Below are 14,528 nucleotides of genomic sequence, written 5' to 3' on the forward strand. Positions count from 1 at the left end.
GCTTTTCCTGCGGTCGCCAGCACCGTATTCACCGTGCCGTCAGTTGCCGTCGGAAATTTCGGTGGGTGCGAGACGGTTCAATCCTTCGACAAAATCGCGCTCTTCCCCGTCAAAAAAACCGTCCAACCAGCGTGGATTGTGTGGTCCGACGGCCCGCAATCGGTGGACCGCCCACGCGCACGCGGACAGGGTGGCGCTGTCCCGGACCAAAGATCCGTGGGCGTCCAAGGTGAACGCGAACATCGCCGTACGGCCGTCTCTGGGGGCTTCATCGGAGGCGGCGTCTTCGCCGAATGCCTTGACCAGCTCGGTGCGCGCCGAGGACACCTCGTACAACCCGCCGTACACGGTGAACTGCCAGGTCATTCCGTCGCTCGGCGGCCTGCTGGTGATCGGATGTGCTGGCTGCCATGGCGCCAGCCCGTCCTGCGGAACATCCAGAATCAGTTCCTTCGCGTCCGCTGACGGGCCGGCGGGCGTGCATTTGGGCACACCTGGCGGGCTGAACATCTCGATCGCTCGCCAGAACTGCACCACCTGCGCCGATTGCGCACGGTCTCGCACCACATGACCCCCGTCCACTCCCGATGAACACACATCGTAGGACGTTGATCGCTCAGAGGTAAGCCAGTTGGCCAAACTCCTCCTTTGGAGGCTGATGGCGCGGAAGCTCTTGCCGTACGCGAAATAGTGCCGACCGGCGTCGGCGAGGGTGGATTCCAGCGGCTTGACGTCCACGAGAGGGCCAAACGCTCGATGACCCATTCCAGGATACGTGTTTGCTCCTGGGGATATATCCAGCTGATGCCGGACTTTTTTCGGCCGCTTAGTGGAAGTACGGGCTTGACCAACTTGAGGACATCGCCTTTGCCTCCCGTTGTGCAGCTGGAGAGCATGGTGCTCCATTGAAGCCCGGCCGCGAACTGTTTGGCGGGCACGGCGAACTGAATCACCCCCCGGGCTTCCAGTGAATCCAGGGACAAGTTCGGCTGGGGCGCGACGGTCTGCATCGCACCCCAGCCGGCCGGTTTCGATGATTTAGCAGACTTTCCAATGGGCGACGTGTCCACGGATCGCGACGCCCACGTCATCTACGGCAGAATAGCCCTGCGTCTCAAGCAGGATCTGATTGCTGGAATTATAGAAGGTGGTTGGCGCGTTGCCCGTCTGGTTGTTGATGAACGAGCCGAAGTTACTGGAAGGGGGATTGATGGTGGTGCCACACGGCCCGCCGACGGGATTGTATCTAGTGCCGGTGAAATGCGTGCTGGACCAGATACAGACATCTCCGGATGGGCAGGATGGCAAAGCTGCAGGCCCTGCCGGGTGTGTCGATGAGGCGCGTAGGGCGACGGTTCCTGAATGGGTGGATGCGGCAGTCGCGCTGGATGTGACGCTGATGCCGACAAACATGATGATCGCGAACAGGGCCGCCAACAACGAAACGACCTATGGTCTCTTCCCTCTGGTCATGCTCACCTCGCAGGTTCGTGTCGAACAGGCATGTGCGACGCCCGGATACGCAAGGGAAACTTCCCTGATCCAGGTCTGAGACTCCCTCGTCCTTTCCTGTTTGTGGTTTCCTCGCTCCGCCTACATGCTGGCCCAACCCGCGGCGGCAAAGAAGAGTTTTCGGTCTCAGCCGAATTGGTCTTTGCGGTGGCGATTAGTGGTTGAGGGCGGCTCGTACGGTGGCGGTGATCCGCTCGGGTGAGTATTTCTCCGGAGCGGTGAGGACCAGCCTCGCGGCCATTTCGAACAGGGCGATCACGGCGTGTGCGACGAGGTCCGGGCTGAGATCGGGCGAGAGGCGCCGGCGCGCGCAGAAACTCGCCGGCCATTTCCTCGGTGCGGTGCAGGACCAGGGTGCGGGCGTATTCGCGGCGGGCGGCGTGGAACTGGGCGGGCATGTCGGGCATCGGCATCACGATGCAGTGCCAGCGCTCCGGGGCCGCTCGCACGGCCCGGAGAAGGTCGTCGACGATCCGCGCCAGCTGGGCGCCGAGGTCACCGGCCGGGTCGAGGCGGTCGGGCACCACCGCGGCCACCTGTCGCAGCCCCTCCTCTGCTCTGCTCGCGACGCAGGAGGGCGTCGAGCAGGTCCGCGCGGTTGGCGTACACCCCGTAGATGACCGGCTTGGAGACGCCGGCCTGCCGAGCGACGGCCTCCATGGTGGCGGCCGTGTGGCCTTCGGACACCACGAGTTTCAGGGCAGCGTCGAGCAATTGCTTGCGACGTTCCTCGACGGGCGCACGCGGCGCGTACGTACGCCGGCTGGCTGTGGCGGCCACTCGCACCTCCGGTCTGGACAAAGCTACTCTAGCGTAGGATATTACTACGCGTGGGTAGCAATTCTGATTCCGGAGGGTCCGCCATGGCCGATCTCGCCACCTCGCAGGACTACGGGTTCTTCGGCCCCGGCTCGCCGACCTGGAAGGTGTGGACGGGCCCGACCGCGCTGATCGGCTTCCAGCGCTCGGTCGTGCTGGAGCACTTCGACCCGGACCTGGCCGCCGCGGTCGCCGACACATGCGCGGCATCTACACCGATCCGCGCGGGCGGTTGGATCGTACGCTCGCATACTTTCTGACCGTGGCGGTCGCCGACGGGCGTACCGCGATCGCCGCGTCGGACCATCTCATGCGGGTGCACGCGGCGGCGACCGGCATCGAGCCGATCAGCGGAAAGCGTTACAGCGCCAACAATCCCTCGTCCCAGCTGTGGATTCACGTCACTGGCTGGCATTCGGTGCTCAAATGCTACGAGATGTACGGTCCAGGACCGCTGTCTGCCGCGGAGGAAAAGCAATACTGGGCGGAGTCGGTGATCGCCGCTGGGTTGCAGACCTGCAAACCCGCGGACGTGCCCAGCTCACGCGCCGAGGTGCGTGACTATTTCGCTGCCGTACGGCCACATCTGTGTACGTCCGAGCGCGCTCATCAAGGCATGCACTATCTCCTGCGTACGCCTCGACGCGGTGGCAACGCCCGGTTCTGGGCGTTGAGTCGGCTGATGGCACCGGCCACGATCGCGACTTTGCCGGCCTGGATGGGAAAGTTGGGCGGTTTTTCGAACAGCCTGCCGCGATCGGAAAGGCTTATGGACCGGCCGTTCGTGCTGCCGTACGAGCGTCGAACTCGCCGCGTGGGGCCTTGCGGATTATCAGTGACACGCTCCCGGAAACCGGCCGGATTCTTCGCCAGCACCATCGGCGGGCGGTGCCGCTGCGGCCGGAAACTGTCACGCCGGCGCAGGCTCGCGAGATTTACCGGGAGACAGCTCCCTCGACCAACGAGTCGGCCAGCATCGTTCGTACGTAAAGGACATGGTTCCGGTCGCGGTTGGCGGTGACCAGGCGGGCGTTGCGTAATGCCGTCAGATGCTGCGAAATCCCGCCGGTGGTGAGGCCGGTGCGGGCGGCCAGATCGGTGGTGGTCGCCGGGGTTTGCAGCTGGACCAGCAAAAGTGCCTTCGTCCGGCCGACCACGCCGGCGAGGGCCGTTGGCGTCCCGCCGGTGCCGCTTTCCCAGAGGGCGGCGACGCCGCGGGCCGGATAGAGCAGACTTGGCTGCCACGGCGGCCTGGTGATGGTGGAGATACGCGGCCACACGAAAGCCGATGGTGTCAACAAAAGTCCTTCGCCGCGCGCACTGCGGAACTTGGGCCTGTGCTCGGGGTGATGGGTGAAAACAATCGCGTCGGATCGCCAGGCCACCTGCGGGTGTAAATCGCGGAAGAGCAGCCGCGCGCCGCCGGCGGCCATCTGACGGGCCCGATAGAAGACATCGCCGTCGAGAAGTCGTTTGATCCGCGGCCAGTGCGGCGCGAGAGCCCATTCCCAGTAATCCCGGATCGAGTCGGCGAGCCGTGCCAGCCCGTCTTTTGGGTCCGCGTAAAGGTCCTGCACGCGCCGGGTCCGCCGGATCTGGAACACTTCGAGATCGTGGCGGACCTGATCGGGCTTGACCGTACGAAGCCGACGTAGGTCCGCTTCCAGGTCGGTGGCCGGGCCGTCCGGTGGCGGCGTGAGGAAATCCGGGATCCGGATCGGCGCGTTGATCAGTTCGGAACAGCAGTGCGAGAGTGGACGCTGACTGCCGAAATCGCGGCTGGACCTGCCGAACCCATGGCAGGTGGGGTGCGTGGTACGACGGGTTTTTGATGACCCGGATGCTCATCACGGCCTCGCCCAGCGCCGAGAAGGCCAGTCTCGTACGGGCGAGGTCCTCGGTCGTGAAGGCCAGCTCGAGTGCCACAAATCACCCCGGTTCTTAGCTATAACTAAGAGCGTAGGCCATCGCGGAGAGCTCCGCGAAAGTGACTATCGTGAAAACAGACACCGCCGACCGGCTGCCTCGGGTCTTCTGGATAGTGTTCGCCGGTCAGCTGGTGAACCGGATCGGCAGCATGGTCGCCACTTTTCTGGTTTTCTACCTGACTTCTCGCGGCCTGACCGTGGCTGGGATCGGGGTTGTCACCACCGCGTTGGGCGTCGGTGGACTGCTGAGCCAGCCGGTCGGCGGATTTCTGGCGGACCGGTTCGGCCATCGGCTCACGCTGATCGCCGGCATGGTGGCCACCGCCGGCTGCATGGGCGCCCTCGGTGCCGCTCAGAACCTGCCGTTGCTGGCGATTTCCGCGGCCGCCTTGGGATTCGTGGGCGACCTCTATCGGCCGGCGGCAGCCGCGCTGGTCGCCGAGGTGGTCCCGCTCCGGCGCCGTTCGTACGCGTACGGGCTGATTTTCTGGGCGATCAACCTCGGCTATCCGGTAGCTGGGGTGTCGGCCGGCTTGTTGGCTGCGCACGGATTCTGGTTGTTGTTCGCCACCGACGCGTTCACCTGCCTATTGTTCGCCGGAATCATCGCGCTCGGCATCCCGGCCACCGTCGACCGGCGGCCGGCTGGCGGGCGACCGCTGGTTGGCTACCGGACCGCGTTCGCGGACTTTCGGTTGCGCTGGCTGGTGATTCTCACTTGCGGGTATTTCGTCGTCTATTCGCAGGTATTTTTCGGTCTACCGCTGGCGATCACCGGCGCTGGGCTGCCGCCTAGCAGCTTCGGCCCGATGTGGTGGTAAACGGGGTGGGCATTGTCTGCCTGCAACCGTTCGCCAGTCGCCTGCTGGCCCGGTTCGCGCCGCTGCGGGTCCTCGGCGTCTCGTGGCTGTTTGTCGGAACAGGGATGGGGCTGGTTGGTTTTGCTCACACCACAACGGAATTCGCGTTGGCCGCAGTGGTGTGGACGGTCGGCGAGGTCGGCGCCGGCGGGGTCGCGGCCGGGCTGGTCGCCAACCTGGCGCCGACGGGTGCGCATGGCCGCTATCAGGCGTTGTACGGATGGAGCCAGGCGGTCGCGAAAGTGATCGCCGGCGCGGTGGGGCCGGCGGTCTATGTGACGGCTGGGCCGGCCGCGTTGTCCATCGGGTGCGTGGTCGTGGCCTTGGGATGTTGCGTGACCGCCTTCCGGGTCGCTCCTGCCTTTCACCGGCCTTCAAGCCGAAACATTCCTTGCGCGGACCGGCAGGATGCCCGGAGGGCCGCCTGTTAGGGAAGGACCGCAGGGCGCTGCGTCGGCTACCGTTCGCCGGTGGCAAGCAACGAACAGGAGCTGCGCTGGCAACTCGGCCAAGCGTACCAACTGCCTTATAGCACCGCACGTACGTCGCTGGTCGAGGAGATTCTCGGCCACGCCGAGGCGACTGGCGACGACCGGCTGGTGTTCGACATACGAGTGGCGATGATTGACTCCGCCAATTTCGGTGGCGAGCAGGGAAAGGGGTTCGAGTCCTTCGCATGGTGCCTTGCCGCGTACGATCGCGCCGAGGTGCGCTTCACCGACGTGGACCTGCAAACGCTGCTCTGGCGGTTCAAGTGGATTATCGGCGCGATGCCCAACTATCCCAGCATCAGCCTCGAACAGACCGAGCGGGCGCTCGCGGACATGGAGCGGCGCTATCGCAATGCTGGCCGCAGCCTCAAAGCGGTCTATTCGGAGCAGCGCAGGTTTTTCCGGCATCTCGGTGACCGTGCAGGCGCCGAGCGGGCCTTCCAGCAATGGCTTCTCGCTCCGCGCGGGATCGTACCAGCGACTGCGAAATCTGCGAAACCGCCGCAATGATCCATCACCATCTCTGGATGGATCGCGATAATACCGCCATCGAGCTCGCGAACGAGGCGTTGGCCCGCGGGCGGAAATGCATCAACCAGCCGCAGGGGATTCGCTCCGCGATCATGTTGCCATTGGTGCGACAGGGAAGACTCGAAGAAGCTCGGCACGCTTTCGTTCATGGTTACCGAAAGCACCGCAACGAGCCTGGCGTCTGCTGGTCGATTGCCAACTATCTGGAGTTCTGTGCGCGTACCGGAAATGAGGCCCGCGGCCTGGAAATCCTGAACCGGCACCTTCGCTGTCTCGACGAGCCTGACAGTCCAGCCGGCGAAATGTGGTTCTCCGTTGACGCGGCGCTGCTGCTGCGCAGAATGCAGACAATCGGCCAGCGGGAGCTGAAAATCACCAGGCCGGCTTACGGCGACCGGTCCGAAGCCGTACTCACCGCCGCTGAACTGCGCGTGGTGCTGGAGAACCGGGCCACGGCGCTGGCCGCCCAGTTCGACGCACGGAACCGGAACACCAGCGTCAGCGAGCAGGTCGCCGCCGAGCTGGTGGTCGAACCGGTCATCGACCGACTGGTCCTGGTCCGCGGCGTCAGCCAGTCGTGAGCATGTCGGAGAACCCGGTGATGAGGGCCCGCAAGGCGAGATCGAGGTAGCTGGTCAGGTCCTCGTCGCCGCGTGCCAGCCAGTGGTCGAAAGCGGCGCGGCAGGCCGCCAACGTGGTACGGCTGATCGTCAGTGGGTAGAGCGAGTCCGCTGGTTGAGCCAGTCGGGCGGCCGCGAAGTCGCCGACGGCGCGCTCCCAGCGGTCGTAGTGCGGCGCGGCGCTGGCCTGCAACGCCGGCACTGAACTGATGAGCCGCATCCGAGTACGCAGCTCAGGTACGTCCTCGGCGCGGTAGCGGTTGACGCCCACCACAACCTCGCGGATGGCGTCCATCAGCGGCACGTCGTACGGCACTCGCGCGAACGCCGCTCGCAGGCGCTCCACCTCGCCCTCGAAGTCGTCCCAGAGGACGGCCGCTTTCGAGTCGTAGTAACGGAAAAACGTGCGGCGGCTGACGCCGGCGGCGGTCCCGATCTGTTCGATGGTGGTCTCGTCGAAGCCCTGTTCGGTGAACAGCTGGAGCGCGATGAGCTCCAGTGCGCGCGCGGTCGTGCCCGGCGGCCGGCCACGGCGTGGACTCGGGGCCTCGGCGGTCACCCGTGCCCCCTTGTTTTCGTCACTTGGTGACATTAACATTTCGCTATTCGACACAGCGTGCCGAAAAGCCGACGTGAGGACTCTCGCTGATGAGCAACGCCTGGTTCGAGACGGTGGCGGAGGCGCGGCGACGCGCCCGGCGACGGCTGCCGAAGTCGGTTTACGGGGCGTTGGTGGCCGGGTCCGAGCGCGGGACGACCCTGACCGACAACCTGGCCGCCTTCGGTGAGCTGGGGTTCGCGCCGCATGTGGCAGGTCTGCCGGCGCGCAGCGCGATCTGTCGACCACGGTGTTGGGGCAGCGGATCGAGCTGCCGGTGATCCTGTCGCCAACCGGCGTACAAGCCGTGCATCCGGACGGTGAGGTCGCCGTCGCGCGCGCGCGCGCGCCGCCGCCCGCGGCACCGCGCTGGGACTGAGTTCCTTCGCCAGCAAACCCATCGAGGAGGTGGTCGCGGCCAATCCGCGGACCTTCTTCCAGATTTACTGGTCTGGCAGCAAAGACCAGCTGCTGCAGCGGCTGGAACGGGCCCGCGCCGCCGGCGGGCGGCCGGCGTGATCGTGACCCTGGACTGGTCCTTCTCCCACGGGCGCGACTGGGGAAGTCCCGCTATTCCAGAGAAAGTCGACTTCCGTACGATGCTGCGCTACGCACCGGAGGCCATCACCCATCCGCGTTGGCTTGCCGCGTACGCGAAAACCCGCCGAGTGCCGGACCTGACCGTGCCGAACATGGGCGTGCCGGGACAGCCGGCACCGACATTTTTCGGTGCGTACGGCGAATGGATGAACACCGCGCTGCCCAGCTGGGCGGATGTGCGGTGGTTGCGCCAACAATGGGACGGGCCGTTCCTGCTGAAAGGCATCACCCGCATCGACGACGCCAGGCAGGGCCGTCGACGCCGGAGTAAGCGCGATCTCGGTTTCCAACCACGGCGGCAATAACCTCGACGGAACCCCGGCGACCATTCGCGTCCTGCCGTCGATCGCCGAAGCCGTCGGCGACCAGATCGAGGTGCTGCTCGATGGCGGCGTACGGCGTGGCAGCGACGTGGTCAAGGCGCTCGCGCTGGGCGCGCGGGCGGTGCTGATCGGCCGCGCGTACCTGTGGGGCCTGGCCGCGAATGGCCAGGCCGGCGTGGAAAACGTCCTCGACATCCTGCGCGGCGGCATCGACTCGGCGCTGCTCGGGCTCGGCCGCTCCAGCGTCCACGACCTCACCTCGGACGACGTGGTCGTCCCGCCCAACTTCCTCGCCGCCTCGGCGCCTGACCGCACCGCCCCACGTCCTCTTTCGCTGCTGGCGTATTTCGTTGGGAGCGAACGCGGCTGCCCCGGCGTACGCCGATGTGCTTGCCTGGGTGTGGACAGGGCGCCGATCGTCGTGGAGGTGTGTGATGATGTTCGAACGTTTTACCGATGGCGCGCGCCGTGTTGTCCTCCTTGGCAGGGAAGAGGCGGACATGCTCGGGGACCGGCATCTCGGGACAGAACATTTTCTGCTCGGGTTGATCCGGGAAGGAGAAGGCGTCGGGGCCACCGTGTTGCGGGCGCTGGGCGTCACGCTGGAGTCCGTACGCCGAGAGGTGCGGGAGTTGGCCGCGACCGGCCGGGACGTGCCGGACGGGCAAATTCCCTTTACCCCAAGGGCGAAAAAGGTGTTGGAGCTGAGCCTGCGGGAGGCGCTGCAGCTTGGCCATACTCATATCGGCACCGAGCACTTGCTGCTCGGATTGACCAGAAACCCGGAGGCAACCGCGACCCGGGTGTTGGTACGGCTGGATGTCGAGCCGGCCGCGGTACGCCGAGAGGTCGCCCATTTGCTTGCCGGCGACCCGAAACCCGAGGTGGCCGCCCCTGCCACTTCGCTGGTGCTGGACCAGTTCGGCCGCAATCTGACGAACGCGGCCCGGGAGGGCAAGCTGGATCCGGTGATTGGCCGGGAAAAGGTCCTCGACCGGGTGATGCGGGTGCTTTCCCGCCGTACGAAGAACAATCCGGTGCTGATCGGCGAGCCAGGAGTCGGCAAGACCGCCGTGGTGGAGGGTCTCGCGCAGGCCATCGTCAACGGTGACGTGCCGGAGCTCTTGAAAGACAAGCAAATCTATATGCTGGATTTGGGCTCTTTGGTCGCCGGGTCCCGTTATCGCGGTGATTTCGAGGAGCGCCTGAACAAGGTGCTCAAGGAAGTCCGAACTCGCGGCGACATTATTCTTTTTGTGGACGAGATCCACACGCTGGTCGGAGCCGGTGCGGCCGAGGGTGCGATCGACGCTGCCAGCATTCTCAAGCCGATGCTGGCCCGCGGCGAGCTGCGGACGATCGGCGCCACCACGGTCACCGAATACCGTAAATACTTCGAAAAGGACGCGGCTTTGGCGCGCCGGTTCCAGCCGATCGAGGTCGCCGAGCCGTCGGTAAACCAAACCGCGGAGATCCTCAAAGGCCTGCGTGGCCGGTACGAGGAGCATCACCAGGTGACCATCACCGACGCCGCGGTGGTTGCCGCGGCGACCCTCGCGGACCGGTATATCGCGGACCGTTTCCTGCCGGACAAGGCGATCGACCTGATCGACGAGGCCGGCGCGATGATGCGACTGCGTCGCATGACGGCCCCGCCGGAGCTGCGGGAATTCGACGAGATCGTCACCGAGGACATTATTGCCGAGGTGGTGGCGGGCTGGACGGGCATCCCGGTTTTCAAGCTGACTGAAGCCGAAACGTCCCGGCTGCTGCGGATGGAGGACGAGCTGCACCGGCGGGTCGTGGGCCAGCAGGAGGCGATCAGGTCGGTCAGCAAGGCGATTCGTCGTACGCGGGCCGGCCTGAATGATCCGAAGCGGCCCGGCGGCTCGTTCATTTTCGCTGGTACGTCTGGGATCGGGAAGAGCGAGCTGTCCAAGGCGCTCGCCGAGTTCTTGTTCGGTGACGACAACGCGCTTGTTCAGCTGGACATGTCCGAATTCCATGACCGGTCGACGGTGTCCCGGCTGGTGGGCGCGCCTCCCGGGTATGTCGGCTACGACGAAGGTGGCCAGCTGACCGAAAAGGTCCGCCGGAAACCCTTCAGCGTGGTGTTGTTCGACGAGATCGAGAAGGCTCATTCGGACGTTTTCAGCACGTTGTTGCAGGTGTTGGAGGACGGCCGGTTGACCGATGGCCAGGGTCGTGTGGTGGATTTCAAGAACACCGTGCTGATCATGACCACAAATCTCGGTACGCGCGATGTTTCCAAGGCCGTCAGTCTCGTTTTGTTTCCAAGGCGGCAACGACGATTCCAGCAACTACGAGCGGATGAAGCAGAAGGTTCAGGACGAGCTGAAGCAGCACTTCCGGCCGGAGTTCCTGAACCGGATCGATGACATCGTGGTGTTCCATCAGTTGACGCAGGAGCAGATCGTCCAAATCGTGGACATCATGGTCGCCCGGGTCTGCGGTCAGCTCAAGGAAAAGGGCATGACGTTGTCGTTGACCGAGAACGCTCGTACTTTCCTGGCAAAGAAGGGATTCGACCCGGTGCTCGGTGCCCGGCCGTTGCGCCGGACCATCCAGCGCGAGATCGAGGACACGCTGAGCGAGAAAATCCTCTTCGGCGAGATCCAGTCCGGTCAGCAGATCACCATCGACGTCGAAGGTGACCTGGACCGGATTTCGGCCGCACAACTGGTGTTCAAGGTGGACGAGTACGTGTAGTGGCGAACGGGTGGTCGCACGGCCACCCGTTCCGCTATTTCCATTCGGGCGCGAGGATCGCCCAGATCTGCTTGTCGTAGCGGACCCCCTGGTACGGCCAGAGTTCGCGTTGTACGCCCTCAAAAGTCATCCCGAGTCGTTTCGCGACCGCGGCGCTGCGGTCGTTGTCGGCTCGGCAATGCCACTCCGCGCGATGCAGCCCGCGGGTGCTGAACGCCCAGTCCAGGAGGGCGCCGCAAGCGGCGGTGACCAGGCCGTTCCCCTCGGCCGCACGCTCCAGCCAACAGCCAATTTCGCAGGTTCCATAGGCCGCGTCGAAATCCACGAACATCACGCCGCCGACCAGCGTTCCGTCGAGCCAGATCCCGAAAAGACGCGCACCGTCGTTGGCCTGGCGCTCGGCGTACCGGCGCAGGGTGGCCCGCGCGCCGTCTACGTCCTCGGTCACGAAGGTCGGCCCCACCCAGGGGCGGATGTGCTCACGAGCGCGGTCCTGGTTGGCGGCGAACTCCTCGGCGTGCCAGATCTCCAGCGGTCGGAGCTCGGCATTGTCCCGCAGCGGGAGGGAGAACATGATGACCCCACATTCACACAACAGTCGTTATGATTATGTACGGTAGCAGCATGCCACGAACAAAGGGCGATCACGAGGCCCGCCGCCGAGATGTCTCGGAAGCGGTCTGGCGGGTGTTGACCGCGCAGGGCTTCGGCGGTCTGACCATGCGCGCGGTCGCCGCCGAGCTCGGCGCGACCACCGGTCTGCTCACCCATTATTTCCCCAGCAAACGGGACCTTGTCGGGTACGCGCTCGACCTGCTGGAGCGGCGTACGGACAGTCGCCCGCGGCGTGCGGCCGGCGAGGGCCTGTCGGCCCTGCGCGCCGTGCTGTTCGATGTTCTGCCGCTGACCAGCGAGGACGCCGCCAGTAACCGGATCTGGGTGTCGTCGTGGGACACCGCCCTCGCCGAGCCCAGCTTGAGTGCCGACTATGCCGGCAAGTACGCGCGAAGCCGCGACAAGCTGCGTGACCTCGTTGCCGCAGCCCAAAAGCTGGGTGAACTGCCGGCCGGGGATCCGGCCCGCATCGCGGCCGGTGCCCAGGCATTCATCCTCGGTTTGGTCGTACAAGCCCTTTTTGATCCAGCAGCATTTCCGGCCAACCGGCAGATCGAGCTTTTGGACGACTATTTGGACACTGTCACGAAGCTGTGACACATCGATCGCAAGGTGTGGACATGCCACGACCACAGTGAGCCGCATGCGAATTCACCGTCCCCATCGGGGCACATCACTTCTCGCTGTCTTTCTCGTCCTCGCCGCGACCGGCCTGTTCGCTTCCCCTGCGCAGGCCATTGTCGGCGGGGTCGAGTCGTCCAAGCCGTACGCCTTCCTGGGCTCGCTGGAGCGGCCCGAGTCGCCCCGTCCGGACAAACATGTGTGCGGTGTCAGCGTGCTCGCGCCGCAGTGGGTGATCAGCGCGAGCCATTGTGCGGCCCCGCCCAACCAAGCCGCAGTCGGCACTCCGCGCGGCTGGCGGGTCCGGATCGGGTCGCTGAGCGCGAGCTCAGGCGGCCAAGTTGTCGATGTCGACAAGTTCTATCGGCTCGCCACTCCTCGGCCCGATGGCTTCTTCGGCAGAGATCTTTCGTTGCTGCACCTACGGACTCCGGTACGTGCCGTGCCGATTCGGCTCGCCAGCGCCACCCCACCGGACCACACGCCGGCGCGCATTGTCGGTTGGGGAATGACTTGCGACGATCGGAACAATCCCGCTTGTTTCCCTGACAAACTGAGGGAAGCCGACACCGCTGTCCAGCCGATCTCAGCCTGTTCGACCGGTTTGGCTGGCCAGGAACTGTGCATCGGCAGCCTCGACGGCAGCGTCGCCGCGACCAATATGGACTCCGGTGGGCCGGCGCTCGTACGGGAAAAGGGTCGCTGGGTGTTGGCCGGCATTGTCAGCGGTGGCAACGCGAACCAGCCGGTCCTCTACACGGACGTCACCAAGCGCGCCGCCTGGATCAACGGCATTGTGGACGGCACCGCCGTGCCGCGGGAGGTGCCGGTGCCGTCGCTGGCCGGCACCGTCGAACTCGACCGTTGCATGGCGTCTGTGGTGCGTACGCCCGATGCGCGGCCCGGGTCCAAAGCGCTGCTGCTGACAAATGGCCACTGCGTGGAGGGGGCGCGCCCGGCGGTTGGGTCGGCGTTGGTGGATCAGCCGGCCAACCGGCCGATCGCCATCCAGGACAGCGAGGGGTATGACAAGGTCACGGCCACCGCGAATCGGCTGGTGTACGCGACGATGACTGGCACCGATATCGCCCTTTACCGGCTTGACAAAACGTACGCGCAGCTGGCCGCCCAGGGGGAGAAGGTCTTCCAGGTGACCACCAAACCGGTGGGCGCCGGCGCTCATGTGGACGTGCTGAGCGGAGCTTATCGTCAGCCTTGTACGGTCCAGGCCGTCATTTCGCACCTGCGCGAAGCCGGTTATCAGCAGGACAATTCGTTCCGTTGGGCCGCCACCGACAACTGCTATCTTGGCCCTGGATATTCCGGTTCCGCGGTGATCGCCTCGGACGGCAACACCATCGTTGGCGTACACAACACCAGCAACCGCGACGGTGCGCAGTGCACGGACGGCAACCCGTGCGAGGTGGCCGCGAACGGGACTGTGACTTCCGTACAAGGCCGCACTTATGGCCAGCAGATCAATGCGATCCCGGCCTGCCTCACCGCTCAGTCCACATTGGACCTTTTCGCTCCGGGTTGCGTACTCGCCCGCCCAGCGGCCTGACCGCTCTGTTAGACGTAAGGCGGCTCGGCGCTGGTCCCAGCGCCGAGCCGTTTCAGTGCCGCGATATGCGCCTTACGACCACGTTTCCACGTAAAGGGCATAGGTGCTGCTGCCCGGCTCCCAATAGCATTGGTAGTCCCGATATGTGCCGGCCCGCTGGAGCGCGGCTCCCGCGTTCTCGCAGGCAAAATAGGCCAAGTAGCCCTTTTGGTAAAGGAACCATTCGTACGGTTGCGCCTTGCCCGACGGCGTCGACGCGGCAGCCGCCTCAGCCGCGGTGGGCAGTGCGGTGGCGGACGTGGCCATTATGACCGCGATGCCCGCGGCGGCGGCGAGTTTCTTCCAGTTCACAAGCGACCTCCAGTAAGAGAACCGACGGCCACAGGACGGTGGCGTGTCGCTGTTTCTTTATACGGACCGGACAGGTTCGTTGTGGTGAACCAAAAATGTCGCGTCAGTGAAATCATGATGGGCCATGTTTTGATATATGCATGACAAATGTCAGGGGAGGGTGACATTCGTCAGGCCGGGCCGCAGCTGTTCGCCAGTTATGGACAGCGCATTTGTTCGCCGTACGTTCGTCGGCTGTGGCTCGGGACAGTGCGGCGGGCTGGTCGGCGCGACAGATCCGATCCGCGACGGCTACACCCTCCGGGCAGACGGCGACAAGGGCTACGTGGAGATAGTCGCACGACACCCCGTGTGAACAGAGTCGG

Annotated in this window: 14 protein-coding genes and 3 pseudogenes; 10 read left to right on the top strand and 7 right to left on the bottom strand. The window is 65.1% G+C overall.

Annotated elements, in window-relative coordinates; all coding sequences use genetic code 11:
- Nucleotides 1–39 precede the first annotated feature (39 nt).
- The 3 genes from GNX96_RS55220 to GNX96_RS55230 form a co-directional block, all read right to left on the bottom strand.
- Nucleotides 40–738 carry a hypothetical protein gene (locus GNX96_RS55220; RefSeq protein WP_279581495.1) on the bottom strand — a complete coding sequence of 233 codons (699 nt, stop codon included), beginning with the start codon at nt 736–738 and terminating at the stop codon, nt 40–42.
- Between the two features lie 300 nt (nt 739–1,038).
- Complete coding sequence (locus tag GNX96_RS64845; RefSeq protein WP_390624155.1) at nt 1,039–1,413, bottom strand: peptidase inhibitor family I36 protein; 375 nt, start codon at nt 1,411–1,413, stop codon at nt 1,039–1,041.
- 594 nt (nt 1,414–2,007) lie between these two features.
- Entirely contained in the window at nt 2,008–2,292 is a 285-nt protein-coding gene (locus tag GNX96_RS55230) for a TetR/AcrR family transcriptional regulator (protein ID WP_279581497.1), read from the bottom strand.
- Between the two features lie 83 nt (nt 2,293–2,375).
- Here GNX96_RS55230 and GNX96_RS25855 point away from each other — a divergent pair.
- Nucleotides 2,376–3,321: pseudogene (locus tag GNX96_RS25855) on the top strand (oxygenase MpaB family protein).
- On the opposite strand, the gene GNX96_RS25860 reads toward GNX96_RS25855, so the two are convergent.
- The gene (locus GNX96_RS25860) at nt 3,267–3,935 is read right to left on the bottom strand and encodes an ArsR/SmtB family transcription factor (protein WP_279581498.1); all 669 of its coding nucleotides are present in this window, start codon (nt 3,933–3,935) and stop codon (nt 3,267–3,269) included. The pseudogene GNX96_RS25855 and the gene GNX96_RS25860 sit on opposite strands and share 55 nt — an antisense overlap.
- 392 nt (nt 3,936–4,327) lie before the next feature.
- Here GNX96_RS25860 and GNX96_RS25865 point away from each other — a divergent pair, with 392 nt between their 5' ends.
- From GNX96_RS25865 to GNX96_RS25880, 4 genes are read left to right on the top strand one after another with little or no spacing between them, the layout of a single operon-like run.
- Nucleotides 4,328–5,080: an MFS transporter gene (locus tag GNX96_RS25865; RefSeq protein WP_163570083.1), complete on the top strand. Its 753-nt coding sequence runs from the start codon at nt 4,328–4,330 to the stop codon at nt 5,078–5,080.
- Nucleotides 5,074–5,550 carry an MFS transporter gene (locus GNX96_RS25870; RefSeq protein ID WP_279581499.1) on the top strand — a complete coding sequence of 159 codons (477 nt, stop codon included), beginning with the start codon at nt 5,074–5,076 and terminating at the stop codon, nt 5,548–5,550. Before GNX96_RS25865 ends, GNX96_RS25870 begins: the two co-directional genes overlap by 7 nt.
- A gap of 39 nt (nt 5,551–5,589) precedes the next feature.
- On the top strand, nt 5,590–6,120 hold the full coding sequence (locus tag GNX96_RS25875; protein WP_163570085.1) for a hypothetical protein: 531 nt from the start codon (nt 5,590–5,592) through the stop codon (nt 6,118–6,120).
- A gap of 17 nt (nt 6,121–6,137) precedes the next feature.
- A complete protein-coding gene (locus GNX96_RS25880; protein ID WP_163570086.1) occupies nt 6,138–6,722 on the top strand; it encodes a hypothetical protein in 585 nt (194 codons plus the stop codon).
- On the opposite strand, the gene mftR is transcribed toward GNX96_RS25880, so the two are convergent.
- Nucleotides 6,709–7,320 carry a mycofactocin system transcriptional regulator gene (gene mftR, locus GNX96_RS25885; protein ID WP_279581500.1) on the bottom strand — a complete coding sequence of 204 codons (612 nt, stop codon included), beginning with the start codon at nt 7,318–7,320 and terminating at the stop codon, nt 6,709–6,711. The two genes, GNX96_RS25880 and mftR, sit on opposite strands and share 14 nt — an antisense overlap.
- Before the next feature lie 89 nt (nt 7,321–7,409).
- On the opposite strand from mftR, the pseudogene mftD reads away from it, so the two are divergent.
- Nucleotides 7,410–8,574, top strand: a pseudogene (mftD, locus tag GNX96_RS25890) (pre-mycofactocin synthase MftD); the annotation flags it as partial.
- A 145-nt stretch (nt 8,575–8,719) separates the two neighbouring features.
- A pseudogene (locus GNX96_RS25895) lies at nt 8,720–11,012 on the top strand (ATP-dependent Clp protease ATP-binding subunit).
- Between the two features lie 34 nt (nt 11,013–11,046).
- Here GNX96_RS25895 and GNX96_RS25900 read toward each other — a convergent pair.
- Entirely contained in the window at nt 11,047–11,586 is a 540-nt protein-coding gene (locus GNX96_RS25900; RefSeq protein WP_163570088.1) for a GNAT family N-acetyltransferase, read from the bottom strand.
- 50 nt (nt 11,587–11,636) lie between these two features.
- Here GNX96_RS25900 and GNX96_RS25905 point away from each other — a divergent pair, with 50 nt between their 5' ends.
- Nucleotides 11,637–12,224, top strand: coding sequence for a TetR/AcrR family transcriptional regulator (locus tag GNX96_RS25905; protein WP_163570089.1), 588 nt, complete (start codon nt 11,637–11,639; stop codon nt 12,222–12,224).
- Nucleotides 12,225–12,270: 46 nt separating this feature from the next.
- Complete coding sequence (locus tag GNX96_RS25910; protein ID WP_163570090.1) at nt 12,271–13,812, top strand: trypsin-like serine protease; 1,542 nt, start codon at nt 12,271–12,273, stop codon at nt 13,810–13,812.
- Nucleotides 13,813–13,884: 72 nt separating this feature from the next.
- Here the strand turns inward: GNX96_RS25910 and GNX96_RS25915 are convergent, their stop codons facing one another.
- Nucleotides 13,885–14,163 (bottom strand): hypothetical protein, encoded by a 279-nt coding sequence (locus tag GNX96_RS25915; protein ID WP_163570091.1) that lies wholly within the window; start codon nt 14,161–14,163, stop codon nt 13,885–13,887.
- A gap of 199 nt (nt 14,164–14,362) precedes the next feature.
- Between GNX96_RS25915 and GNX96_RS55235 the strand changes: the two genes are divergently transcribed.
- Complete coding sequence (locus GNX96_RS55235; RefSeq protein ID WP_279581501.1) at nt 14,363–14,518, top strand: hypothetical protein; 156 nt, start codon at nt 14,363–14,365, stop codon at nt 14,516–14,518.
- Nucleotides 14,519–14,528: the final 10 nt, after the last annotated feature.

This window comes from Fodinicola feengrottensis (assembly GCF_010993775.1).
Classification (GTDB): domain Bacteria; phylum Actinomycetota; class Actinomycetes; order Mycobacteriales; family HKI-0501; genus Fodinicola; species Fodinicola feengrottensis.

Bases quoted from the DNA above. Each gene is read 5' to 3' on its own strand.
- GNX96_RS64845 (WP_390624155.1), bottom strand. From the start codon at position 1,413: ATGTTTGTCGGCATCAGCGTCACATCCAGCGCGACTGCCGCATCCACC.
- GNX96_RS25880 (WP_163570086.1), top strand. From the start codon at position 6,138: ATGGATCGCGATAATACCGCCATCGAGCTCGCGAACGAGGCGTTGGCC.
- GNX96_RS25900 (WP_163570088.1), bottom strand. From the start codon at position 11,586: ATGTTCTCCCTCCCGCTGCGGGACAATGCCGAGCTCCGACCGCTGGAG.
- GNX96_RS25905 (WP_163570089.1), top strand. From the start codon at position 11,637: ATGCCACGAACAAAGGGCGATCACGAGGCCCGCCGCCGAGATGTCTCG.
- GNX96_RS25910 (WP_163570090.1), top strand. From the start codon at position 12,271: ATGCGAATTCACCGTCCCCATCGGGGCACATCACTTCTCGCTGTCTTT.
- GNX96_RS55235 (WP_279581501.1), top strand. From the start codon at position 14,363: ATGGACAGCGCATTTGTTCGCCGTACGTTCGTCGGCTGTGGCTCGGGA.